The 23,076-nt window shown below is 34.7% G+C and carries 38 protein-coding genes; 12 read left to right on the top strand and 26 right to left on the bottom strand.

The window, feature by feature from the left end:
* The 21 genes from H6411_RS04215 to H6411_RS04115 form a co-directional block, all read right to left on the bottom strand.
* On the bottom strand, positions 1-549 hold the full coding sequence (locus H6411_RS04215) for a hypothetical protein (RefSeq protein ID WP_216083396.1): 549 nt from the start codon (positions 547-549) through the stop codon (positions 1-3).
* A gap of 4 nt (positions 550-553) precedes the next feature.
* Entirely contained in the window at positions 554-1,051 is a 498-nt protein-coding gene (locus H6411_RS04210; protein WP_216083395.1) for a hypothetical protein, read from the bottom strand.
* A gap of 3 nt (positions 1,052-1,054) precedes the next feature.
* The gene (locus H6411_RS04205; RefSeq protein WP_216083394.1) at positions 1,055-1,540 is read right to left on the bottom strand and encodes a hypothetical protein; all 486 of its coding nucleotides are present in this window, start codon (positions 1,538-1,540) and stop codon (positions 1,055-1,057) included.
* Entirely contained in the window at positions 1,540-2,076 is a 537-nt protein-coding gene (locus tag H6411_RS04200) for a hypothetical protein (RefSeq protein WP_216083393.1), read from the bottom strand. The genes H6411_RS04205 and H6411_RS04200 overlap by 1 nt, the downstream gene beginning before the upstream one ends.
* Positions 2,076-2,612, bottom strand: coding sequence for a hypothetical protein (locus H6411_RS04195; protein WP_216083392.1), 537 nt, complete (start codon positions 2,610-2,612; stop codon positions 2,076-2,078). The genes H6411_RS04200 and H6411_RS04195 overlap by 1 nt, the downstream gene beginning before the upstream one ends.
* 2 nt (positions 2,613-2,614) lie before the next feature.
* On the bottom strand, positions 2,615-3,088 hold the full coding sequence (locus H6411_RS04190; RefSeq protein WP_216083391.1) for a hypothetical protein: 474 nt from the start codon (positions 3,086-3,088) through the stop codon (positions 2,615-2,617).
* Between the two features lie 3 nt (positions 3,089-3,091).
* Positions 3,092-3,565, bottom strand: coding sequence for a hypothetical protein (locus H6411_RS04185; protein WP_216083390.1), 474 nt, complete (start codon positions 3,563-3,565; stop codon positions 3,092-3,094).
* On the bottom strand, positions 3,565-4,098 hold the full coding sequence (locus tag H6411_RS04180) for a hypothetical protein (RefSeq protein ID WP_216083389.1): 534 nt from the start codon (positions 4,096-4,098) through the stop codon (positions 3,565-3,567). Before H6411_RS04180 ends, H6411_RS04185 begins: the two co-directional genes overlap by 1 nt.
* Complete coding sequence (locus H6411_RS04175) at positions 4,091-4,630, bottom strand: hypothetical protein (RefSeq protein ID WP_216083388.1); 540 nt, start codon at positions 4,628-4,630, stop codon at positions 4,091-4,093. Before H6411_RS04175 ends, H6411_RS04180 begins: the two co-directional genes overlap by 8 nt.
* Positions 4,631-4,633: 3 nt before the next feature.
* On the bottom strand, positions 4,634-5,104 hold the full coding sequence (locus H6411_RS04170; protein WP_216083387.1) for a hypothetical protein: 471 nt from the start codon (positions 5,102-5,104) through the stop codon (positions 4,634-4,636).
* Positions 5,105-5,345: 241 nt separating this feature from the next.
* Positions 5,346-5,882 (bottom strand): hypothetical protein, encoded by a 537-nt coding sequence (locus H6411_RS04165; protein ID WP_216083386.1) that lies wholly within the window; start codon positions 5,880-5,882, stop codon positions 5,346-5,348.
* A 3-nt stretch (positions 5,883-5,885) separates the two neighbouring features.
* Positions 5,886-6,383 (bottom strand): hypothetical protein, encoded by a 498-nt coding sequence (locus H6411_RS04160; protein ID WP_216083385.1) that lies wholly within the window; start codon positions 6,381-6,383, stop codon positions 5,886-5,888.
* A complete protein-coding gene (locus H6411_RS04155; protein ID WP_216083384.1) occupies positions 6,365-6,892 on the bottom strand; it encodes a hypothetical protein in 528 nt (175 codons plus the stop codon). Before H6411_RS04155 ends, H6411_RS04160 begins: the two co-directional genes overlap by 19 nt.
* A 4-nt stretch (positions 6,893-6,896) precedes the next feature.
* On the bottom strand, positions 6,897-7,421 hold the full coding sequence (locus H6411_RS04150; protein ID WP_216083383.1) for a hypothetical protein: 525 nt from the start codon (positions 7,419-7,421) through the stop codon (positions 6,897-6,899).
* Positions 7,422-7,424: 3 nt separating this feature from the next.
* Entirely contained in the window at positions 7,425-7,916 is a 492-nt protein-coding gene (locus H6411_RS04145) for a hypothetical protein (protein ID WP_216083382.1), read from the bottom strand.
* 3 nt (positions 7,917-7,919) lie between these two features.
* Positions 7,920-8,456: a hypothetical protein gene (locus tag H6411_RS04140; RefSeq protein ID WP_216083381.1), complete on the bottom strand. Its 537-nt coding sequence runs from the start codon at positions 8,454-8,456 to the stop codon at positions 7,920-7,922.
* 7 nt (positions 8,457-8,463) lie between these two features.
* A complete protein-coding gene (locus tag H6411_RS04135; protein WP_216083380.1) occupies positions 8,464-8,973 on the bottom strand; it encodes a hypothetical protein in 510 nt (169 codons plus the stop codon).
* An 18-nt stretch (positions 8,974-8,991) separates the two neighbouring features.
* On the bottom strand, positions 8,992-9,465 hold the full coding sequence (locus tag H6411_RS04130; RefSeq protein WP_216083379.1) for a hypothetical protein: 474 nt from the start codon (positions 9,463-9,465) through the stop codon (positions 8,992-8,994).
* 154 nt (positions 9,466-9,619) lie between these two features.
* On the bottom strand, positions 9,620-10,069 hold the full coding sequence (locus H6411_RS04125) for a hypothetical protein (protein WP_216083378.1): 450 nt from the start codon (positions 10,067-10,069) through the stop codon (positions 9,620-9,622).
* A 47-nt stretch (positions 10,070-10,116) separates the two neighbouring features.
* On the bottom strand, positions 10,117-10,602 hold the full coding sequence (locus H6411_RS04120) for a hypothetical protein (protein WP_216083377.1): 486 nt from the start codon (positions 10,600-10,602) through the stop codon (positions 10,117-10,119).
* 9 nt (positions 10,603-10,611) lie between these two features.
* Positions 10,612-11,022, bottom strand: coding sequence for a hypothetical protein (locus tag H6411_RS04115; RefSeq protein WP_216083376.1), 411 nt, complete (start codon positions 11,020-11,022; stop codon positions 10,612-10,614).
* Positions 11,023-11,211: 189 nt separating this feature from the next.
* On the opposite strand from H6411_RS04115, the gene H6411_RS04110 reads away from it, so the two are divergent.
* From H6411_RS04110 to H6411_RS04100, 3 genes are all read left to right on the top strand, one after another.
* Complete coding sequence (locus H6411_RS04110) at positions 11,212-13,152, top strand: DUF2779 domain-containing protein (protein WP_246307752.1); 1,941 nt, start codon at positions 11,212-11,214, stop codon at positions 13,150-13,152.
* Positions 13,153-13,294: 142 nt separating this feature from the next.
* The gene (locus tag H6411_RS04105; protein WP_216083375.1) at positions 13,295-13,618 is read left to right on the top strand and encodes a hypothetical protein; all 324 of its coding nucleotides are present in this window, start codon (positions 13,295-13,297) and stop codon (positions 13,616-13,618) included.
* A gap of 5 nt (positions 13,619-13,623) precedes the next feature.
* A complete protein-coding gene (locus H6411_RS04100; RefSeq protein WP_216083374.1) occupies positions 13,624-14,361 on the top strand; it encodes a ribonuclease H family protein in 738 nt (245 codons plus the stop codon).
* Here the strand turns inward: H6411_RS04100 and H6411_RS04095 are convergent.
* The 4 genes from H6411_RS04095 to H6411_RS04080 all read right to left on the bottom strand — a co-directional run bounded on the left by H6411_RS04095 (position 14,354) and on the right by H6411_RS04080 (position 16,378).
* Positions 14,354-14,650: a hypothetical protein gene (locus tag H6411_RS04095; protein ID WP_216083373.1), complete on the bottom strand. Its 297-nt coding sequence runs from the start codon at positions 14,648-14,650 to the stop codon at positions 14,354-14,356. The genes H6411_RS04100 and H6411_RS04095 overlap by 8 nt on opposite strands.
* Before the next feature lie 48 nt (positions 14,651-14,698).
* Complete coding sequence (locus H6411_RS04090) at positions 14,699-15,052, bottom strand: hypothetical protein (RefSeq protein WP_216083372.1); 354 nt, start codon at positions 15,050-15,052, stop codon at positions 14,699-14,701.
* Between the two features lie 54 nt (positions 15,053-15,106).
* The gene (locus H6411_RS04085) at positions 15,107-15,631 is read right to left on the bottom strand and encodes a hypothetical protein (protein WP_216083371.1); all 525 of its coding nucleotides are present in this window, start codon (positions 15,629-15,631) and stop codon (positions 15,107-15,109) included.
* Positions 15,632-15,964: 333 nt separating this feature from the next.
* Positions 15,965-16,378 carry a hypothetical protein gene (locus tag H6411_RS04080; protein ID WP_216083370.1) on the bottom strand — a complete coding sequence of 138 codons (414 nt, stop codon included), beginning with the start codon at positions 16,376-16,378 and terminating at the stop codon, positions 15,965-15,967.
* A 217-nt stretch (positions 16,379-16,595) separates the two neighbouring features.
* On the opposite strand from H6411_RS04080, the gene H6411_RS04075 reads away from it, so the two are divergent.
* From H6411_RS04075 to H6411_RS04035, 9 genes are all read left to right on the top strand, one after another.
* Positions 16,596-17,312, top strand: coding sequence for a hypothetical protein (locus H6411_RS04075; RefSeq protein WP_216083369.1), 717 nt, complete (start codon positions 16,596-16,598; stop codon positions 17,310-17,312).
* Between the two features lie 18 nt (positions 17,313-17,330).
* Positions 17,331-17,978, top strand: coding sequence for a hypothetical protein (locus H6411_RS04070; protein ID WP_216083368.1), 648 nt, complete (start codon positions 17,331-17,333; stop codon positions 17,976-17,978).
* A gap of 32 nt (positions 17,979-18,010) precedes the next feature.
* Positions 18,011-18,709 carry a hypothetical protein gene (locus H6411_RS04065; RefSeq protein WP_216083367.1) on the top strand — a complete coding sequence of 233 codons (699 nt, stop codon included), beginning with the start codon at positions 18,011-18,013 and terminating at the stop codon, positions 18,707-18,709.
* A gap of 127 nt (positions 18,710-18,836) precedes the next feature.
* Positions 18,837-19,175 carry a hypothetical protein gene (locus tag H6411_RS04060; protein WP_216083366.1) on the top strand — a complete coding sequence of 113 codons (339 nt, stop codon included), beginning with the start codon at positions 18,837-18,839 and terminating at the stop codon, positions 19,173-19,175.
* Positions 19,123-19,503 carry a hypothetical protein gene (locus H6411_RS04055; RefSeq protein ID WP_216083365.1) on the top strand — a complete coding sequence of 127 codons (381 nt, stop codon included), beginning with the start codon at positions 19,123-19,125 and terminating at the stop codon, positions 19,501-19,503. Before H6411_RS04060 ends, H6411_RS04055 begins: the two co-directional genes overlap by 53 nt.
* Positions 19,504-19,734: 231 nt before the next feature.
* Positions 19,735-20,412 (top strand): hypothetical protein, encoded by a 678-nt coding sequence (locus tag H6411_RS04050; RefSeq protein ID WP_216083364.1) that lies wholly within the window; start codon positions 19,735-19,737, stop codon positions 20,410-20,412.
* 181 nt (positions 20,413-20,593) lie between these two features.
* Positions 20,594-21,280, top strand: a complete 687-nt coding sequence (locus H6411_RS04045) for a hypothetical protein (RefSeq protein ID WP_216083363.1) — start codon at positions 20,594-20,596, stop codon at positions 21,278-21,280.
* A gap of 16 nt (positions 21,281-21,296) precedes the next feature.
* A complete protein-coding gene (locus H6411_RS04040) occupies positions 21,297-21,998 on the top strand; it encodes a hypothetical protein (protein ID WP_216083362.1) in 702 nt (233 codons plus the stop codon).
* Between the two features lie 27 nt (positions 21,999-22,025).
* Positions 22,026-22,691, top strand: a complete 666-nt coding sequence (locus H6411_RS04035) for an ICP22 family protein (RefSeq protein WP_216083361.1) — start codon at positions 22,026-22,028, stop codon at positions 22,689-22,691.
* Positions 22,692-22,696: 5 nt separating this feature from the next.
* Here the strand turns inward: H6411_RS04035 and H6411_RS04030 are convergent, their stop codons facing one another.
* Positions 22,697-22,990 (bottom strand): hypothetical protein, encoded by a 294-nt coding sequence (locus H6411_RS04030; protein WP_216083360.1) that lies wholly within the window; start codon positions 22,988-22,990, stop codon positions 22,697-22,699.
* Between the last annotated feature and the right edge of the window lie 86 nt (positions 22,991-23,076).

The raw sequence follows: 23,076 nt of genomic DNA, 5'->3' as shown, positions 1-23,076 counted from the left end.
TTAACCCTCTTTAGTTTCAAAACACACTTCCTCAAACGCTTTTCACTTATTGTTTTTATTTAACAAATCAGTATTTCACTCTCAGCCTTCTCCTTTTGCTCTTTTTATTTTGTTGCTAATATCTTTTGCCGCTTTACACCATGACTTAGTTCAATCCGCAACCTCACTATCCTTAGTTCTTGTTGTAGAATCCGAAGGAAATAATACACCTTCTTCCTCTTCTGGTCTTGTTGGTTTATTGACTTCTATAACATCCTTATTTTCCATATTACCTCAATGCTTTTTGAGAATTGCTCTATATTGCGCTCCTTTAGAATTATCCTCTATCTTTTTCTTTATTTTCTCCTTATCTGGCAACTCCCCTAAAGAAGTATTTCCAGTTACTCCAACATATTTAAGACCTAAAGACTGAGCATATTCTTCAAAAGTCGCTTGTTGTCAATCTTTTTCCTTTAGATCAAAAGCTCCAGCTGCATAGGCAACTAAAGTTCCTCCGCCTCCGATCACTGCTGTTCCGGCAGCTGCAGCTCCTATTGCTTGAGTTGACATAATGTTAAGCTTCAACATTTGGCGCGGCCGCTTTTTCTACAAAACAAACTTCTTTGAAAGCATTTCATTTATCCAAATCAGGAGTTGTTGTTGGAACTGCCGATAAAGATAAATTAGACACATGCTGACACCACTTATTTACATAATCAGCAACCGAACTTGCTTTATTCCCATCAGAGATATCTGCTTCTATAGGTTGTGTTCCAACTGAAGTATCTGTAACGGTGTTCCTCATCTTTTCTCAAACATTCTTCAAAGCTGCTTGATAAGCAGTTTTCTTAGATTCTGTTGTTAGAAGGGTTTGAATCTTTTCTTTATTCCCTCCTACATATTCTTTGCTCTCTTTTAGTTCTTCCTCAGCTAATGTCTTATAAGTGCTCTGTACTTGTTTACTCTCTTTAACTTTAGGATCAAATGCTCCAGCTGCATATGCAATTGTTACTCCGCCGCCTCCTAGTATTGCTGTTCCGGCAGCTGCAGCTCCTATTGCTTGAGTTGACATAAACTAACTGTTATTTGTTAGCGATTCTAAGCACAAACTTCTGAAATTTTGTCAATCCGTATTTCCTTCTACTTCTGATCAATTTATTTCATTGTCTTTTCTTGGACTTTCAAGTTTCTTAACTTCACATCATGCTTTAACTTTTCCTACAACCTTATTAAGCTTGCTTTTATTGCTATCTTTAGTACTATCTCCAGCGTCTGTTATATCTGATTCAACAAGTGCATCTTCGGATCCATCAATAAGAGATAAATTATCTTTCAAGATTTTCTTGTAACCTTCTTTTGAAACGTCAGGGCTATTAGTTATTTTCTGTTTAAGTTTTTCTTCCGCATCTCCTATCAAATAGGAATAATCATTCTTCTTGGCATAATCCAAAAAATTTTCATATTTAACTCCAAATGCTCCAGCGGCATAAGCTGCTAACGCGCCTCCTCCGCCAACTACTGCTGTGCCTACTACTCCAGCTCCTATTGCTTGTGGTGTCATTATTGATTTGAAGAAACTGTTTCTAAACAAGCTTTCTCGAACTTAAATCATTCTGAATAATTTTCCATTTCTTGTTCAGTAAATCTTTTTTCTGCACCAGTAGATGTAGGTTTTTGCTTCTTGTTTTGTATACATCACTTGTTTACAAATAACGAAACTTTATCTTTTTCAGTATCTTTTCCTGCTTGTATAGAATCCTCCAATTCCTTTTTAGAAGGTCTAGAAGTGTTATCTTCTGAACCCAAATTCATACCTTCCCATTGCCCCTTTAAATTTTCCTTATAAGTTTCTTTCTCAGAGCCGCTTAATAATCCTTTAATTTTTTCCTGTGTAGGATCTGCATCAACAACATTATCTCCTTGACCTATATATTTATATTTGCCTCCATTTTTTACATAGTCATCAAAATCAACATAAGTTTTAGGAGTAGATGATTTATTTCCATCAAATGCTCCTGCGGCATATGCAATTGTTGCGCCTCCACCTCCTAATATTGCTGTTCCGGCTGCTGCTGCTCCTATTGCTTGAGTTGACATTACGTTACTACAATTTTCTCCTCTAAACAAATATCTTTAAACGCTTTTCATACAGGATTCTTATCTAAATCTGGATTTCATAATTCCTTTCCTTCTTGTGTTTGTTTAGCTGGAACCTTCTTCTTTCCGACAGATTTACATCACACCGCTGTCCAATTAGCTACCTCTTGATCCTTGCTTCCTGATTTATCAACAGGAAATAATTCTTCTTTATCTTCAATCGGTCTACTTATATTTCCTTCTTTTTTCGCATCTTGTTCTCTCATATTATTTCAATGACTATTAAACTTTGCTCTATATCCCTTTCCATTAGTAGTATTTTCTAATGTTTCTTTTATCTTTGAAGCAACAGGGGGAATTGTCATCTCATTTGCTGTTTCGCCCAAATACTTTAAATTTTTATATTTAGCATAATCTTCGAAACTTGCTTCTTGTCATTTAGCATTAAATGCTCCAGCAGCATAAGCTGCCAACGCGCCTCCTCCGCCAACTACTGCTGTACCTGCTACTCCAGCCCCTATTGCTTGTGGTGTCATAACTACTGAGTTGCTTTAGGTATCTTATTTACAAAGCAAACTGTTTTGAAATTCTCAAAATCATCATTATTTTTTTCTTTATCGTAAGCTAAACCCTTTTTAAACTCGCATCATTCTTTAGTGTAATCATAAATATCTTTTGCTTCCTCTTGAGCTAAAGTATTTGGAGTTGAAAGTTTATTTATTCTTTCTGTTGAAGGCTTATCCCTAATACCACGCAAATCCATGCCGCTCTCCAATTTAGTCTTTAAATTTCCCTTATAAGTCTTTTCTTTAGTGTTGTCAATCAATCAAGCCTTGACCTGATCAGGTTTATCTCCTATATATTCCTTAGTATTTTTAAATTCTGAATCCTCATTTGCTTTATAAAAATAGGTTGTTGGATCAAATGCACCTGCAGCATATGCAATTGTTGCGCCTCCGCCTCCTAGTATTGCTGTTCCGGCAGCTGCTGCTCCTATTGCTTGAGTTGACATGAATTAAGCGTTACTTGCTTGTTTTAACTCAAAACAAGCGTCCTTAAAAGCATCTCACTTATTTTTATTTAGATCGCTTTCTTGTTTAGGAACCTCTTTTAATTCCTGTCTATATGTGTGCTCACACCATTTTCTTACATAAGCAGAAACACTATTCTTTTTGTTATCATCCATTGATTCAACAAATAATGTATTTGCCGCTCCTGTTGGTTTTGCAGGAGTTGTATTCGGTATATCCTCCATATTGTCTCAAACTCCTTTCAAAGAATTTTTATATGTAGATGTGCTACCTAAAAGTGCTTTAATCTTTGCCTCATTATTCCCTATATAAGTTTTGTCTTTTGTGGAATCATCCTTTTTAGATCAGCTACCAAATGTTGGCTTATCAAATGCTCCAGCTGCATAAGCAGCTAAAGTTCCTCCGCCTCCTAATAATGCTGCTCCTGCTATTCCGGAACCTACTGCTTGTGGTGTCATTATTGATTTGAAGAAACTATTTCTAAACAAGCTTTCTCAAACTTAGATCACTCTGAATAATTTTTTATTTCTTGCTCAGTAAATCTTTTTTCTGCACCAGTAGATGTAGGTTTTTGCTTCTTATTTTGTATACATCACTTGTTTACAAATAGCGAAACTTTATCTTTTTCAGTATCTTTTCCTGCTTCTATAGAATCCTCCAACTCTGTTGCAGAAGGTTTGTACGTACTATCACCTGCACCCAAATTCATACCTTCCCATTGCCTCTTTAAATTTTCTTTATACGTTTCTTTCTTAGAATCGCTTAATAATTCCTTAATTTTTCCCTGTGTAGGATCTGCATCAACAACATTATTCCCTTGGCCTATATATTTATATTTGCCCCCATTTTTTACATAGTCATCAAAATCAACATAAGTTTTAGGAGTAGATGATTTATTTCCATCAAATGCTCCTGCGGCATATGCAATCGTTGCTCCTCCACCTCCTAATATTGCTGTTCCGGCTGCTGCAGCTGCTAAAGAATTAGACATTGTTTGTTCTAACGACCTCAGTTAAACACAGCTCTTTGAATCTATCTCAATTATCATGACTTGTTATCTCGGTTTCTTTGAAATCAATTTGTCCCTCTTTTTGTGTAGGCTTTAAATCCTTATTTTTCTTACATCAATTATGAACAAACTTAGAAGTTTTTTCTAATTCATTGGTGTTGTCCGATCCACTGATTGTTCTATCTATTTCATCATCAGTTGGTTTTGGATTGTTGGCTTCATCCGATTCATTAATCCCTTTTATATTTTTTTTCAATTTGTCTTTATACGCTGTCTTCTTACTACTGTCGCTGTTTTTCAAGAAAACTTCTACTTTTTTCTTTATAGAGCCATCCTCAGTTTCTCCTCCTAGTTTACCAATATATTCATACTTTCCACTTCTGCTTACATAATCATCAAAGTTTTTATATTTAATCTCTCCATTAAATGCGCCTGCAGCATATGCAATTGTTGCCCCGCCACCTCCTAATATTGCTGTTCCGGCTGCTGCGGCTCCTATTGCTTGAGTTGACATGAATTAATGTCCAGTTTTCGTTTTAAAACAGGCAAACTTAAATGCTTCTCATCTTTTGTGATCTTTATTTTCGTCTTCCGTTGCATTTCTAGGAATTGAATCTAATTCTTTAACAGAAACTGCTTGACATCAAGCAGATACATAGGTTGCAACTTCCGATTTTTTGCTTGTATCATCAACCTGATTCTTAACTGTTTTTTCTGGTTTACTACTTGTTGAAATATCTTGTGCATCCATATTATCTCAATGAGCGCTTTTCAAATTAGTCTTGTAATTTGTATCATCTCAAAGTGCTTGAATTTCAGTTTTGTTATCCCCTATGTAATCTTTCTTTCCTTTAATCTCCGAATCTTTCTGTGCCTGAGTTAAATAAGTTTCTTTGCCGAAAGCTCCAGCAGCATAAGCAGCTAAAGTGCCGCCACCGCCTACTACTGCTGTACCTGCTACTCCAGCTCCTATTGCTTGTGGTGTCATTATCTAAGTCTCAGGATTATAAGAATCAAAAACCACTTTTCTTTAAAGACTTAGTTTTAACAACTTAAAACTACTTAATATACCTTCCTAAGAAGTCTCTTTTTTAATATTCAATTAAACAGATTATTCCAAACTGGTGTAATTAATTCTTCTGATATTAACTACTTAATAAAAACTCAAAACTACTTCTTATGATCTATGCTTACCCTTTTTGCTACTAGCGTAATTCTTTTATAGATTACTAAGCATTTCCTGCCAAACAAATATCTTTAAACGCTTTTCAAGAAGAATCTTCATCAAGATCATCTTTCCAACTTTCCTTGCCATTTTCAACTTTTTTAATCAAAACCTTTTTAACTCCTATAGATTTACATCAATCAGCTGTTCAATTGGAAACTTCCTGATCTTTGCTTCCTGAACCTGAAGTAGGAAATAAAGAAGTTTTTAGATCAGAAGGTCTGGTTTTTTTAGGAGTGACAGTAACATCTGCATCTTTCATATTGTCTCAATGTTTATTAAAAGAAGCTCTGTAAACTTGACCATTAGTAGAATCATCCAACCTACTTTTTATTTTTGCTGAATCCGGAGCGATTCCTGGAACTTTGTTTGTTTCTCCTAAATACTTTAAGGATTTATGTTTAGCATAATCTTCAAAAGTAGCTTCTTTTAAAGTTGGCTTAGAAGGATCAAAAGCTCCAGCAGCATAAGCAGCCAAAGTTCCTCCTCCGCCTACTACTGCTGTTCCAGCTATAGCGGAGCCTATTGCTTGAGTTGACATAAATTAAACTGTTGCTTGTGCAACTTCTTTGGTTCCAAAACAAGCTCCTTTAAACGCATCTCATCTGTCCTTATCAGGCGCTGCTGTTGGGACTACAGATAAAGATAAATTAGATACGTGGAGACACCATTTATTTACATAATCAGCAACCGAATCCGCTTTACTTGAATCTGAAATATCCGATGATTGAGGCTGAGTTCCGATTGAAGTTTGTTCTTTTACAGAACTTTTCATCTTATCTCAAACACCTTCTAATGATGTTTGATAAGAAGTTTTTTGAGTGTCTTTTGGTAAAAGAGCTTTAATCTTGTCTTTACTTTCCCCTACATATTCCTTGTCTGTCTCAAGTTCTTTCTCAGCTGATGTTTTATAAGTACTTACTTCTTGTTTACTTTCTTTAACTTTAGGATCAAATGCGCCAGCAGCGTACGCAATAGTTGCTCCTCCGCCTCCAACTATTGCTGTTCCTGCTGCTGCAGCTCCTATTGCTTGAGTTGACATAAATTACCCTCCGGTTTTTTGTTTGAAACAAGCAAATTTAAATGCCTCTCATTTGCCATGACCTTCTGAACCGCTTGCTGGAACCGCTTGCTGGAACCGCTTGCTGGAACCGCTTGCAATTCTTTCTTAGAAACTGCTTGACACCAAGCGGAGACATATTTTGCGATTACATCTTTTTTGTTTGAAACATCAAATTGACTCTTGTCTGTTTTTTCCGGTTTGTCACTTATCAAAATATCTTCTTTCTGCATATTGTCTCAATGAGTAACTTTCAAATTGGTTTTATAATTGCTTCCTGCATTGTCCCAAAGTGTCTTAATTTCATCTTCATTATCCCCTATATATTCTTTAGATGTATCTGATTCAACCAATGACTTATAAGTGTTTGTCTCTTGTTTCTTTTCTTTAACTTTTGGATCGAATGCGCCTGCAGCATAGGCTGAAAGAGTGCCTCCGCCTCCTAAAACTGCTACTCCGGCAGCTGCGCCTGCTACAGCTTGTGTTGACATAATATTAACTATCAGCTACACAAACCTCCCTAAACGCTTTTCATTTCTTATCCACATCATCTTTAGGATCTGTTAATTTTCCTTCATCATATTCTTTAGGATTTGTATTTTCCTTAAATTTAACTGTACCTTTTCCAAGCCTTAATTCACATCATTTATTTACAAAATTAGCAATATCTTTTAGATCATTAGAATCAGTATCTGATGTTTGACCAGCATTAGCTATTTTGTTTTTATCTGGCCTTTCAGGTCTAGATCCTTCTGGAAAATCCTCTTTTTTCATTTCATCTCAATTGTCATTCAAATTCTTCTTATAGCCGCTATTAGTACTATTCCCTCCATTCTTTATCTTTTCTTCTATTCTCGTTAAATCTCCTCCAATGTACTTATCCAATAAATTTTTAGATTTCATTCAATAATAAAGCTCGCTCGAAGATCCAAATGCACCTGCTGCATAAGCAGCTAAAGTTCCTCCGCCTCCAACTATTGCTGTTCCAGCAGCTGCAGCGCCTAATGCTTGAGTTGACATGAATTACTTTCCGGTTTTTTCCTTGAAACAAACAAATTTAAATGCTTCTCATTTACCATGATCTTCCTCCCTGCTTTCAGGAATTGCTTTCAATTCTTTTGCAGAAACTGCTTGACATCAAACAGATACATATTTTGAAATTTCATCATTCTTACTATCATTATCAAATTCACTTGCTTTAGTTTTTGTAGGCTTATCACCTAAAAGAATATCTTTTTCTTCCATTTTTTCTCAATGAGTGCTCTTCAAAGTTGTCTTGTAAGAAGTGTCATCTTTTTTTTCTAAAAGCGCCTTAATTGCATTCTCATCACCTCCTACATATTCTTTATTAAAAATAAATGGATCAGTCTCAGCCAAAGTTTTGTAAGTGCTCTTTTCCTGTTTTTGTTCCCCTGCTTTAGGATCAAAAGCACCTGCTGCGTATGCAATAGTTGCTCCTCCGCCTCCCAGTATTGCTGTTCCAGCAGCTGCAGCACCTAATGCTTGAGTTGACATAAATTAAGGAGTAGCTGTTAAGCAAACTTCTTTAAATGCTTTTCAAGAATCATCTCTATTAAAAAATTCTTTGTTTCATTTTGTATCATCACCTACTTTAATCTTTGCTTTTACTCTTTTTTTTCCAATAGCGCCACATCAAGCCTCCGTTCATTGAGCAATTTCGCTTTTTTTATCTAACGATTGAGCGCTAGCAGGAAATAACACATCTTTTGAATCTTGTGGTCTCTTATTCTTTTCTTCTTCTGCAACATCTTCTTTTTTCATATGATCTCAATTACCCTTTAAAACATCTCTATAACCTCCGCCGCTAGTGGCATTGCCAATCTTAGCCTCTATATTAGTTTTTGTAGGTGGAGTATTTAAAGTTGTGCTGCTTTCTCCTAAATATTTAAGTTTCCCTAAAGACTGCGCATATTCTTCGAAAGTAGTATCTTCTCATTTAGTGTTAAAAGCGCCTGCAGCATAAGCTGCAAGAGTGCCGCCTCCGCCCAGCAATGCCGCTCCGGCAGCTGCTCCAGCTACTGCTTGTGTTGGCATAAACTAGCTAAGTAACTACGCCAGCTTTTGTTTTGAAGCAAGCGAATTTAAATGCTTCTCACCTTTTGTAACCTTTATTCTCCTGTCCTGTTTCATTTACAGGAACTGAATTCAATTCTTTTTCTGCAACTGCTTTACATCAAGAAAACACATATTTCGCAATTTCATTTTGCTTATTTGCAAAACCAAATTGACCTGTAGCTGTTTGTGTTGTAACTAAATGTCTAGGAATGTCTTTTTTTGACATATTGTCCCAATGTTTTTCTTTTAAGGGAGTCTTATAGGATGTGTCATCTTTTAAAAGCTCTTTAATTTCGTTCTCTTTGTCTCCTATATATTCCTTATCTTTCATAGATTCATCTAATTCAGATAACGTTCTATAAGTACTTCTGCTTCTCTCTGGTTCCTGTTCTTCTACTTTAGAACTAAAAGCTCCGGCTGCGTAAGCGGTCAAAGCTCCTCCTCCGCCTATTGCTGCTGTACCCGCTACTCCAGCTCCTACTGTTTGAATTGACATAAATTACTGTGCTACCTTTTATTTAAAACAAGCAAATTTAAATGCTTCTCAAGTTTTTTGATTTACTTCCCCAGTTTTAGGAATCGAACTCAACTCTTTCGCAGAAATTGATTGACATCAAGTAGATATGTACCTTGCAACTTCATTTTTTTTAGTTGTGAAAACAAACTGATCTTCATGTGTTTTTATAGGAGCTGATTTCTCAGAAATATCTCTTTTTTCCATGTTTTTTCAATGAGTCTTTTTCAATTCGGCTCTGTAATCTTCATTTGCTCAAAGTTTTTTAATTTCATCTTCACTATTACCGATATATTCCTTCCCTTTCATAGATTCATCTAGCCCAACTAACGTTCTATAAGTGCCTCTGCTTTCCTCTTGTTTCTGCTCTTCAACTTTAGAACTAAAAGCTCCAGCCGCATAAGCTGCTAATGCTCCGCCACCTCCAACTACTGCTGTTCCTGCTGCTGCGGCGCCTATTGTTTGAGTTGACATATCTTAGTGAAATTAAAACAGCGATTTTAAGAGTGAAGAACTATTAAGAGTGATGCTAAATTTTGTTTTTCCGGATTATTTCCAAACTACGAAGAGTAGATTTTTAAACTCATAGAAAATTAGAAAAATATCTTAAACAAACGATTTCTATTCCTTAGGCAACAAAAACAGGATCCCTAATTAGAAAGCAAGCAAAAACGAATGCGTCCCATACCTTCTTTTCTTCGCTGTCAATTTCAACCGGAACAGCATCTAACTTCCTTTTAGAAATAGAAGTGCATCATGCAGAAATAAATTTAAAAACCTCTTCCTCTTTTCCGTTTGTAGTTGGATCTCCTTCTTTTGAAATACCAGCATTAACAATCAAATGTTCGATTTTCATATTTTCTCAATGAGTCTTTTTTACAAAAGCCTTATAAGAATTCTCACTATTTGAATCTAACAAACCTCTTATCTTCTCAACATCGCCACCAACATATACATGATCCTCTAGTTTGCTACCTAAGCTCAAATAAGTATTACTCCTAAAAGCGCCTGCTGCATGGGCAGCGAGTAAACTGCCTATACCAACCACAATCGTTCCTGCAACCAACTTCTTTTTCATAAGCTAACTGATTTCTAAATCTAACAATCAAAAATAAACAAGATCTATTACTTAGTCTTGTTTTTTTCAACGGTGCACTGTTCTTTAAAAGCTTTTCACTTGAGAACTGAATCCTGAAACTTACTTTCATCTCAAGTCCCATCACCTTTTCTTGCCCCTTCAACCTTCTCTCTAGCTACATGCGCGCATCACCTATAGACATAATCTGCAAATTCATTCAACTTGGGATTTCCGGAGTCGCGTACTTTCTTTGCCTCTTCCCTGGTCAAATCTCCTGAAATAAAAACTTCATTAACCTTCTTCATTTCATCGAAATTTTCATCCAAATTACTAAAAAAATCACTATTTCCTAAAAACATAAACTTAACTTTCTCCCTACTATCACTCACATACTCCCTTCCTTCTTCAAGAGCATACAAATAGTAATCACCACCAGGCTTGTTCAATAAATAATGCCAGGTTGCAAAACCTCCTGCAGTTACTAAAGCTACTGCAGCAACCCCACCTATAACTGTTTGCGGTTGAATAGTCATATTTCTGAATTAAGATGTCTTGTCCTTAAAGCAAGCAGCATTAAAGGCATCTCAAGTTTTCTTTTCCTCAGTTTTCAGACTATCAATAGAAACAACCTTTAAATCCGTATCAGCAACAGATACACACCAAGCAGAAACTAATGCGTGCGTCTCTTCCCCGTCTTTTTTAAAAGTTGGCTTAGCAGGATTCTCTCCCGGCAAAATTTCCATATTTTTTCAATAATCAGTTTCAAAATTGTCCACAGCAACAATCTTCCCAATCTCTTTCAAGTCCCTTCCAACATATTTCTTATTCTCATTCTGTTTAAGAGCTCAACTCAAATAAGTATCCCTATCAAACACACCTAAAACATATGCAGTAGCAAATGAACCAGCTGTAGCTATAGATGCCACAGAAGCAATTATCATTGGTTTTGACATATCAATTTCTTAAAGATTTTTAGTGATTATAGGAAAACCGAAAAAGTCCGCTATTCATGGGCTTTTTGAAGGTTCTAAAAAATCAAAAAATATAGACTTAAATTTAGGAAATCCAAAAATTAAATATAAGTCAAATAACTATGTAAAGATATATCTGTTAAACAAGTTCTATAGAACACAAAACAAGCCTTGGGTCTAATAAATCTAATCTCAGCCAAAAAGAATAAGAAAGAGTGATTCATCACAAAAAATGAATTCATCAACTACTTTAAATACCCCCGCCAATACTGATTCTTAATAACAGAAGAAATAGAAAACTTCTTTGAATCAGAAGAAAAACAGGAAGAACTATACAACCTAGCTCTACAAGACCAAATGGTATTGCTAAGAGAAATAGTAGAAGCCAAAGACTCAGTATTCGTAGAAAACACCAACAAACTAAATAAATTAAAGGATCAAAAAATAACTGACTTCTACAAGAAATACTTCAAATTACCTACTCTCTCCTTCTACTCACACTCATCTATAGCAAATGACCAAACAGACTACATAGTAAATACACTGTTAGACCCTAAAAGAGAAACAGTATTCTTCTATAAACCAACACTAATATCAGGAAAACTAAAAATCAAACCTACTGCCCTATTCAAATACAAAAACAAAATATACCTAATAGAACACTTCTGATCCTCAAGCCTAAAAAAAGAATCCTTAGGAACATTCATCTTCTACAACCACTTCTTCACTAAACACCTAACTTCTCTAAAAATAGACCAATACCTAATAACCTATCTATCCAGAAAACCCTCTCCAGATAAAGAACTAATAGTAGAAATAGGAAACTCGCTTCCTTATACATCCAAAGTAAGAGCTCCAACAGATCCCTTAGATGAAAAGATAAAGAATATAAATACCCTATTTAACCTAGATATTGAATACCAAGATTCCCTCTATGAACAAATATTCACTAAACAAGAATTTGCATGCATAAACAATGAGCCATGAGATGAAGAAATAGAAGATGATCCAATAACTAAACCAGAAAAAGCAATAGAAAGACTAATTAAATTCAAAGAGCATGAAAACAGAGATATATGCTTCAACACCCTATCAGACAACTTCTTAAGAAATCAAAAGAAAATAGTTTCCCCATCCTCAGCCCACTACAAGTCAATAGTCAAACAAATATTCCCAGAATTCGTTCAAGCTCACAACATCCTACCCTTCGACAAAACACTTATATGTTTAGATAGATACAGTGAAGATCCAGAAAAACAAAAATTCTTTCTAGAGTACACATCCAACTTAAAGTTCATACCTGGCTTCCCTAAAGACCAAGACTACATAGTATTTGAAGCAGCAATAGAAAAATATGAATTCCTAAAAAAGAAACGCATAAAGGTCTACTACGATTTTGAAAGCGTCTCTCTTCCTTTCCCCTACCTAGAAAACACTAAACCCTATATGCAAATAGTGCTTCAACTATCCCTCATAAAAACAATAGATAACGTAGAAGTAAAACCAACAACAAACTTAATAATTGATCCCCTAGAACTATCAATAAATTCATTCAAACAAATAATAGATGCCATATATGTAGATGAACCCAATGTAGCCTACATAGTATACAACCAATCCTTTGAAAATACAAGACTAAAGGAAATGGCTGAACTAATACAAGAAGATGAATATAAACAAAAAGTTATCTCAATAATAGACGGAACTGTTGACTTAGCCAACTGATTTACCTTTGGTAACAATCCTCACATAATCCATAAAAAACTAAAAGGTTTTCACAGTATCAAAAAAGTAAATGCCTTAATTCCTCAGGATATAGCAATAAAAACAGAGATTAAGAACTACTCAGATATCACAAAGTGTCAAAATGGTGTAATGGCTCAATCTCTTCTACTCTCCAGAGCACTAGTAACTGATCCTAAAACAGATGAATACAACTGAAATAAAAATAAAGAATTTATGTACACCTATTGTGAGAATGATGTAAGAAGCATGTTAGCCGTAGAACTATACATAGAAAGATTAATAGAGGAAAATAAATATCCTCTATTTGATCCCAAACAATTTGTAGACAAAAAACTACAATACAAAAGGCTAAAGTTATTACCTTAAATTATTTAAAAATATACAAGTTAGTAGAGATCAAAATAACAATAAAAAAATAATAAATACCCTAAAAAGAACCATAAATAAAAAGCTTTAAAAAAATAAAATTAACGTTCAGGGTTATTTTCTTTGCGCGCCTAAATAAACAATGCTTGACACATGATTAAGTCTTCTAGACTTAGCAGATTTAATATTCGATGACTGTCTATCAAGCGAAGATTTATCTCGCTTTGACACAATCGTTTTTAACAATAAATTAACTGTGAAAGATAGATTTATCGCTCACTTTGACTCAAACTTAAGAGTGCCTGCATATGATTATCAAATTTCAAGAATAAAAATATTAGAAATATTAGAAAGCGACTCATTGGATAATTTGTTTAAAAAGGAAGGCACAAAGTTCAACTTTTCAGCCTTCGATTGTCTATTTAGGAGAATGAATTTTTTTGAAAAATCAAGAAGAGGTCTTTAATAAATGTGGGATGCCCAAATATTAGAAATCAATGCTCCTCTGTTGGTTCTGATGAATCAGGCCATGGTGGTTTATTTGGAGGATTTGCAGTTGCTGCATTTTGCCTAAATAAACAAAATATAAAAGCCCTACAAAAACATGAATGATGCAAGGAAATCAAAGATTCAAAAGAACTAGATCCTGAAAAAATAAGGAATATTTCTTCACAAATTAAAGAACACTTTGAAGAAGGAAAAGATTTCGTTATTGCAAATGTAGATGTTAAGAGTTGTAATGAATTAACAGAGAAACATGGAGGAGATATACGCAAAGCATTAGCAGAAATCCATAGCTTACTTCACTATAAGTTAGAGAACAGTTTTACATTTCACATACTTCCTAACTTCTTTAAAAAGAATAGACAAAACAAATACTTCAATCAGAATGAAGCTCCAGGACAATTCAAAATAGATTACTTCTGTCAAGTAGCAGGAGAAAATCAATTCTGATCAATTGCGCTAGCTTCAATATTAGCTAGTGATAGTTATCTAAATCAGTTAAGAGAAATAAGCAAAGCTTTAAATATAGAGATTTCAAATGAAGTCAGTCATAAAAAGAAAATAAAAGCTAGAGAAGAGATACTAGAAAAATTGAGTCTAATGGGTAAATCTAGAGAATATATTTCAACTACTTTCTGCAAGGCAAACGAATGGAAAAAACATGAGTCAAATCTTAAAAACCATAAAAAACAAAAAGCTATTTAGATCTAATTCTCTTCATCTCTATTTCATAGGGACATAAATCTCTGAATAAAGGTTCAAAAAAATCCAATCTAACTTTCTTCTCATTCTTAATTAAAAATCTATCCTCCAGTATTTCTAAAACAACTATTTTTGCTACTTCTTTCTCAAAAATTGGAACTTTATTTAACTTATCAAAGTGCTCAACAAAACGCTCCTTAATCTGTTCATCACCTTTAAAAAACTTTTTTGGACAAAGTTCGTCAAAAATTATTTTTGCTAACTCTTCCTCTGAAACTCTAGTAATTTTCATAAGTACTCCCCCAATACTTATTCTTCCCCTAATTATAAATTCGAACAACTAATAAGACAACACACATCAATTCTTAACATCTCTTTCATAAACGCCTGCATTAACAGAGCTAGTATAGGTATTCAACATCTCCTTGCAAAATCTAAAAAATGTATCTTTATTCCTATATCTAGACAATTCCAACCTCTTTATCTTAGGAGCAGTATTCAGATCATGATCATACTGTTTTCACAAAACATCCCATATCTTGTCATCATCACTAGGAACAAAATACCCAGTATTTATTAACTTCTCCTTTATAGTAGAGTGCTTAGTCCTAAGTTGAACTCCTGTTGCTATTCCACCAACAGTAGCAACAAAAAGTAGACCATACACAAGTCCTGAAATGTTATTTAAATGCACGCGAAAGAGTTTTGCCTGCTTTTAAATAAAGAACTGAATAAATAGACTATCTATTTAAGAATTAACCAATTTTTTAAGATGCTCTAATTCTCTAAAGTAAAAGTATTTGAAAACAAGAACTGCTCCTCCTGTTACTCACCAAAGAACTCCATGTAGTATTTGCATAAATAAAGCTACCAATAATCCCACAAGTATAAAAGTAAGATATTTTCTCATCTTATTCAGAATATTAGATTCCTTAAAACTACATGTTCTATTTAAAGATCTAATAGCTTCTCCATGAACTGTATAGCTAAGTCAGAAATCAAAACAAGTAATAATCAAATTAACACATAGTCAAACTACAGCAAAAGATAGAACTCTATCACTAGTCCCATTTCGGAAATACTTAGTAAGTGTTAAATACTCTCACAACCAAGTAGCAGATATAGGTTTCATAGCTGCAGCAATTATTGCTGTGAATGCAAAGAATGCAGTTTGAATGATCACAAGTATCACTCACAACCTAATAAGAGCACTGCTCTTAAATATCAACTTATCTACAACCATGATTACTACTCCAAATAAAGAATACCACATAAATTAAATAGTAAACTAACCACCTATTCTTTTAAATACCAATCTAACTAGCGCCATATTAACTTATAAAACAGACTAGAAACTTTATATAACAAAATTATTAACTCAACTTGCTTAATAAATTAACCACAATATTCAAATACCACAAAAACACATTACTAACTTTTGAAAAACAATCAAAACTTTTAACAAAAAAACTAAAGATTCAGATATTTGTAACTAACCAATAAGAAATAACTCACTTAAAAGATCCAATAATCAATGAAATTATCTGGATTAATTAATTTATTAATACTAATAGCCAGCTTCTCTTCCTTATCAGCAACAATACTATTAACAGGAACAAATAAGACTTCTCAAAAAATAACAAGACATAACTATCAATTTCAACATTAGACCAATAGTAAAAGAACCTGAACCGATTCCTAAAAGTAATGGAAAAGGAGGTAAGGGTGCTGCTGCAGGGAATGATGTTGAAATAGGCGGTAATGGAGGACAAAAGAGTAAAGAAGGAACACCTGGCGGAGGAAATGGAACTGCAGAAACTCCTCCTTCTACTGGAGGACAATCTGACGACAAAACAGAAAAACAAGATACTCAAAAACAATCAACAGGAGAAGAAGGCGGTTCTGCTGAAGAAAAAACAAAAGAGCCAGAAATTGTTGAACCTCCTAAAGAAAATGAAGCGCAATCTCCAGAACCAGAAAGTCCACAAGAAACTACTGATCAAACAGAAAATGCAAACAATCAAGCATCATCGACTTCAGGATCTGCCTCAAAAACAGAAGAAGATAAATGTGAAGACTTAAAAAACTTAATAACTGAATTAACAAACAGTTCAACTGGCTTTGTTGATCTCCAACATCTAGATAAAAACTTAAATGTAGCGAACGTATGTTTGCAAAAAATAAAGGAACAATAAACTAAATTTATATTAAAAAATAATTAACTACACAGCAGTTAAATGAAAATATCTTGATTTTTAAAGTTAGCAGCATCTATCACAGCTTCTTCTGTTCTTGCTACAACTGTATTACTGACTAATGCCAATAAAAGCGCTTCCAAATTATTAGACATAAGTGTTGAATTTATTAACAGACCAGATATAGAAGAACTTGAAATTATTCCATTTAATGTCAATGGAAAAGGAAAAAGATCTGGATCGGAAGGACAAGCAGATAAATCAAGTAATAAATCTGAAGATGATACTTCAAGTACTCAAATAGATATTGCTGAAGACGACGCGCTTGAATCAGAAAACGATTCTTCTGAAACAGAAACAACCCAATTAGAAGAATCATCAAGTGACGATCAGACAAGCGCAAGTAATGATGAAGACTCTTTTGCCTCATCGGAGGAAAATGAATCAGAAACAGAAGAATTTACTGAAGAAGAAGATGATAATGAAAATAGCTCTGTAGAAAATACAGTCGACGAAATACTAACTCCTCAAAGCAGCAATGAATCATCAAACGCTCCACAAGAAAATAATTCAATGACTAGCAGCTCCGAAGAAAATGAAAATGTTTGCGATGATATAGATTATGTGATAAAGGCGCTAAGCAGTAACTTAGAGGTAGATACAGACAGTTTTAAAAATGTACATCAAATAAATAAACAAGTAGAAACACTAAAACACTGTATGGAAAAAATGGAAAACTCAGAAGACACATCAAGTTAAAAAATAACTGGGTTTCCCATGAAGGCATCCCAGTTATTAAAGCTTCTAAGTGGCGCTACCGTACCTGCATCAGCAACAACCACTGTTTTATTAACCAATAAAAACAAAGTTCTAAATAGGCAATCAGAAATAGATATTTCTTTTCTGCCAAGACCTAAAGCAAACGAAAAAGAACTTGTGCCTCATAGTGAAGGAACAGGAGGAACTGGTCTTGCAGCTGGCAAAGGTAGTCCTATGCCAAATGGCGGAAGTCAATCAGATAAATCATCTGGTGTTACTGATTCACCTACTGAAAATACTGATACATCTAAAAAACCAGAAAGTCCTGAACAAAAGGAAAATGAAGGAGACGGTGGCAAAAGTCAAGGTTCAGAACCTTCACAAGAAACAGAAAAAAATCCAGAAAGCTCTCCTCCTGAAGAAGAAAAATCACCTCCTGAAACTAAAGAAACAGAATCTGAAACAAAAAAAGAAAAACCAGAAGATAATAATTCTCCATCAACTGACTCTTCTCCAAATAAAGGAGAGAGCATAGATCCCTGCGAAAAATTAAATGAATTATTCGTGACCGTTGGTAACTTATCTAATGAGGGAACTATTTTTTCTAATATTCCAACCCTTCACAACAATATAGGAACTATCAAAAAATGTATTGAGGAGAAATAATCAAAAAAAGTTACTAAAAGAAATTAACTACCATGTGAAAATACTTAGGAAAACTACTATTAGGCGTTTTAGGTATAGGTAGTCCTTTTGTGACTACTATGTACCTTACAAACGCGCCTAAAACGCCTAATCCTTTTGATGAAACCCTAAAAATACTAGAAATGGTGGAAATTGAAGAAGAAGACAAGATTTTTGAAGAGGAAAAAATTATTACAAAGCCTTCTGAAGGTTTAGGGGGGGGGCATGGAACAGGCGAAGTCCTTGGTGATCCTGGAACATCTAACCAATCAGGTTCATCTTCTCCATCAACAGGGCAAAAAGCTTCTGAAGAAAAAAACGCAGGACCTCAAACAGAAGATAATTCAGGTACTGCAACAAGCACAGAAGGCGATAGAAAAGAAAATCAAGATTCTACTAGTACATCTGATGAAAAATCAAAAGAATCAACTTTTGATAGTGAAGAACAAGCAAAAAAACTTGATCCAGCAGATTCATCAAGTCAACCAGAAGACGCTCAACAAAATCAACAAATAACAGAAGGAGAGCCTGGTAAATCTACAACTGACCCAACACCTGGATGCGATCCAGATCCTTGTTTAAACATAACACTATTGATAGGAGCAATAATTATTCAAGGAGGTGAATTTGGCGACATAATGAAACTAATTAAAGATACAGGCATCCTTCAACAATGTATTGAAAAAAGCACAGCTTCAGAAGCAAAGGGTTAAATAAATATCAACGATTAAAAAAACAAAAAATAAATAAGTATTCTTACTAAACTTTCAAGATATTTTCAGAGAACCAAAAAAAGAAACTAAAGAACAATAAGTTATTTAACAAAACAATACAGAAAACATGTTTGGTTACATAGGAAAACTACTTCTAAGCGTTTTAGGAGTTGGTAGTCCTTTTATAGCTACTATGTACCTTACAAACAAACATAAAACTCCTACTCCTTTTCTAGAAAACTTGGAAATACTAGAAATGACAGAAATTGACGAACAAGACAAACTTATTGAAGAAGCAGTGGCTCAAATAAAAGTTAAAAAAGGCCATTCCGGAGGAGGTGAGGCGAGTGATAGTGGCGGCCTAGGAAGTACTGCCAATTCTGTAGGATCTGGAGCAAAAGCTACAGGAGAAAGTGGCGATATTAAGGGGGGGGGATGGAAATCCTGGTTCTCCTCCGGCGACTAGTCAAGAACCTGATGCTGCCCCTCAACCAAAAGCAAAACAAAGTCCAGAAGCACCTGGCGATTCCCAAGAAGAAGGAAAATCTAATCCAGAGCAGGAAAGTCAAAATTCTGTGGCAGAACAAACCGATTCACAAGCTGCATCGCATCAAACTCAATCTAGTTCTGCATCAGAATCTAATGCAAAAGATCCATGTGAAGATATGACAGGTCTAATAAACACAATAAACAAACAAAACAGCGACTTTTCCAACATAGCGCAGCTAATTAGGAATGCAAGTACTCTTAAACAATGTATTGAAAAACAAGGAGAGGCGCAAGCACAAAGTTAAATCGACAACAAATAAATGTTTTTTAAAACTTGTAGTAAGAACTAACAATTCCTCCTATACATAAACAAGATATGAAGATATGTCTTAGAAATAACGAAACTATAAATTCAAAGTCTCAATACAAAAATGCAAGAATCTGAAGATTAATTTTCTGATAAAAGCTTAGGACTTTCTAGTACTCATCCATATAAATAAAGAAGAAGAAAACTATTAATAAATCGTCATAAGAATATGTTTCGTTATATAAGCAAACTACTAATAAGTGTTCTAGGTGTTGGTAGCCCTTTCATTGCTACCATGTACCTTACAAACAAACATAAAACACCTAATCCTTTTATAGAAAGTTTAGAAATAGTAGAAATGACAGAACTTGTTGAAGAAGACAAGCTTATGGATGAGGGAGGGATAATTAGAATGTCAACAAGTTCTTCTGGAAACAGTGGCGGAGGGGGAGGAACAGGTCATAGTGATCCAGGAAGTGCTACTTCAGGCATTCAAGATAAGGGGGGGGGAAGTGATGGAGATTCTGATACGCCACCGAAAAATCAGGAAGCAACAAATCAAGCAACTGATCTTGAAAGCGCATCAGGAGAAAAAGATTTGGCGCCTCCTAGTGAACCTACTGAAGATAAAAGTAGTAAAACAGATCCTAAAGATCAAGGCGATGAACAAAAAGCTCAAGAAGCATCTCCCCCTGAACCACAAGCAGAAGGAGAACCATCTTCTACAGGTCAACAATCTGGCTCTCCAGGAGCAACTGATGTAGATCCTTGCAAGGATATTCAAAAAATAGTAGAGAAGATAAACGAACAAGAAGTCGAATTTTCTGGATTAATGGAACTAAGTAGAAATATGAACACTCTTAATCAATGTATAAAACAAAAAGAAAGCGAAAGTCTTAAAAATTAAATCATCAACAGCGATTAAAAATTAAAAAAAATATAAATAGGAGATAATCAAAGAATAAATTAGAAAATTTCTACTGAGGTTTCAAATACTTTGACTAACAGAGAATAAATAAGTTCATTTGCAAAACTTCTAAGAAAAATAACAAAAGAAAGATTAATCAATTCACTCTATATAAGAATTCATGATCAAACAAATATCTAAGCTACTTCTATGCCTTATAGGAATCAGTAGTCCATTTATTGCTACTGTTTACTTAACTAATACTCCTAAAGAACCTAATCCTTTTAAAGAAACACTAACACTGAAAGAAATAGTAAAAGTTCCAGAAGAGGACAAAGTATTTATAAGCGATGGAAAAGGAAACGGGGATGGAGCAGCTGTTGTAGGAGGTGATGGAGGGAAAAGTAGTGGTGAAGCAGGAGGTGGAGGAGATGCAGGAACAGGAAGTAATCCATCTGATACTGCCGATGGCAAAGGAGAACAAGCTGATGAATCAACTACTACGAAAGGAGATAAAGAAAAAGATAAAAATGACGCTGAAGATAAAGGAAAAGAACAAGAATCAGAAAAACAAGCTGAAACGACTGAAGAAACAGCAAAAACAACAGAAGACTCAAGCGCCACTGGTCCAGAACAACCTCCACAAGAACAGAGTCAAACGCCAGCAGAAGGTCAATCATCTCCTTCAGGATCTACTACTTCAAGAGAAGGTTCTGATCCTTGCGCAGACATACAAAACCTAATAGCAAAACTAACTAGCAGCCCTTCACAAAATGTAAGTAATTTTTCTGAATTTTTAAGAATAGATAGAAATGTAAATACCCTAAGCAGTTGCATTTCAAAATTACCAGAAGATAAAAGCTCATAAGCATGCAGATTTCCTGATGAAAAAATCAACATTACTTAAGTATTTAGCTTGTTGTTCTGTTCCTGGAGCAGCAGCAACTAGCATGATGTTGACTAACACAAACAAAACACTAAATAAAGAAATAGAAATAGATATTGCTTTTCTTCCTAGACCTAAAGTTAATGAAGAAGAACATGCGCCCTTAAGTAATGGAAATGGAGAAGCAGGAAGTGCTGCTGGTGTTGACAGCTCTTCATCGGGCGGTTCTGGCGGAAGTCAAGATGGAGAACAAAGTAGCAATTCTTCAACTGATTCTGTTCCTACAGATGATTCAGCATCTCAAACTGGGGATACAGATAAACAAGAAAAATCAACAAAAGAAAATGCAGAAAGTAAAGAACAAGAAACAGTAGAAGCTAAAGATAAATCAGATGAAGAAGGTGGTAAAGACTCACAAGAAAATCAAAAAGATTCACCACAAACTCCACCAGAACAAGCTCCTTCAACTCCAGAAACAGGAGAAGAAGGAAAAAACACGGGAACTATGAATTCATCATCACAATCTGGAGGAACAGGAAATTCAGAAAATCCATGCGAAAATATAGCTTTACTAATAGAATCTTTGACTCAACTTTCTGATAAAAACCTAGGTTTTTCTAATGCTTTTCAGACAACTAGAAAAGTAGAAATACTTAAGAAATGTATTGATGAAGTTCCAGAAGAAGATAAAGCAAACTAAATTTACTAATAGAAAAGAACAAGAAATATGTTTGGCTATATAAGTAAATTACTTTTAAGTGTGTTAGGGGTTGGCAGCCCTTTCATTGCTACCATGTACCTTACAAACAAGCATAAAACACCTACTCCTTTTCTAGAAAGCTTAGAAATAATAGCAATGACAGAACTTGATGAACAAGACAAACTTATTGAAGAAGCAGTTGAATTTAAAAGACCAAATGCTGGAGAAGGAAGTGGCGACGGAAATGGAGAAAGTGGCGCAGATGGTTCCGGAACTCCAGCATCAAGTACAGAAGGCGATAAGGGGGGGGAAGCAAATGGAACTTCTCCGGAACCTTCAGCAGAAAAAGAACAAAAATCTAAAGATCAAGACAGCACATCAGGTGAAAAAGATCTTGCGCCTCCTAGCGAGCCTTCCGAAACTCCTAGTCAACTTCCAGAAACAAAATCTCAAGAAGCGCCACAATCTGACACTACAGAATCATCTCAACCCCAATCAGGAAGCAATTCATCTGGCGGCAGACCAACAGAAGATGTCTGTGTTATGGAAAAATTATTTGACGATATGATCAAACAATCCGCGCAGAATCTACAACTATCAAATACCCTGACTCTAATTAGAAAAATAGAAATATTTAATAAATGTATGTCTGAATTGGAAACAGGAGAATCAGCAGGTCAACCAGGATCCTAAAGAAACTATAAGTTTCCTGATCTACTTACTTCAGTTGTTCTAACTTCTTTATGAGTCTCAGTAATAGTTGCACTTGCTCCTCTTTCTCCTCTCTTATTTATTATTCCTCTTGCCCTATCCATTCTTTCATCAAACTCTCTTCTTAATTCACCATCATCACTTAATCCAGGTTCTATAGGCTTTTCAAAATCTTTAATTGAAGCATCAATTCCATATTTAAATAAATATATAAACCCAGCAATTGCAACTACACCAACTGCTGTTCCTCCTGCTAAATAGCCAGCACCTAAGCCAAACATAAATTAGATACTAAATAATAGATAAAGATTCTTTCCTAATACTGTCATTTCCAAATAAATTATCTTCTTTCATAGATTCAATATAA

The organism is Candidatus Mycoplasma haematohominis (assembly GCF_902712995.1).
In the GTDB taxonomy this organism is placed as follows: Bacteria; Bacillota_I; Bacilli_A; order Mycoplasmatales; family Mycoplasmoidaceae; genus Eperythrozoon_B; species Eperythrozoon_B haematohominis.
Note: the sequence above shows the minus strand (reverse complement) of the source record. Positions and strands in the feature narration are given on the sequence as shown.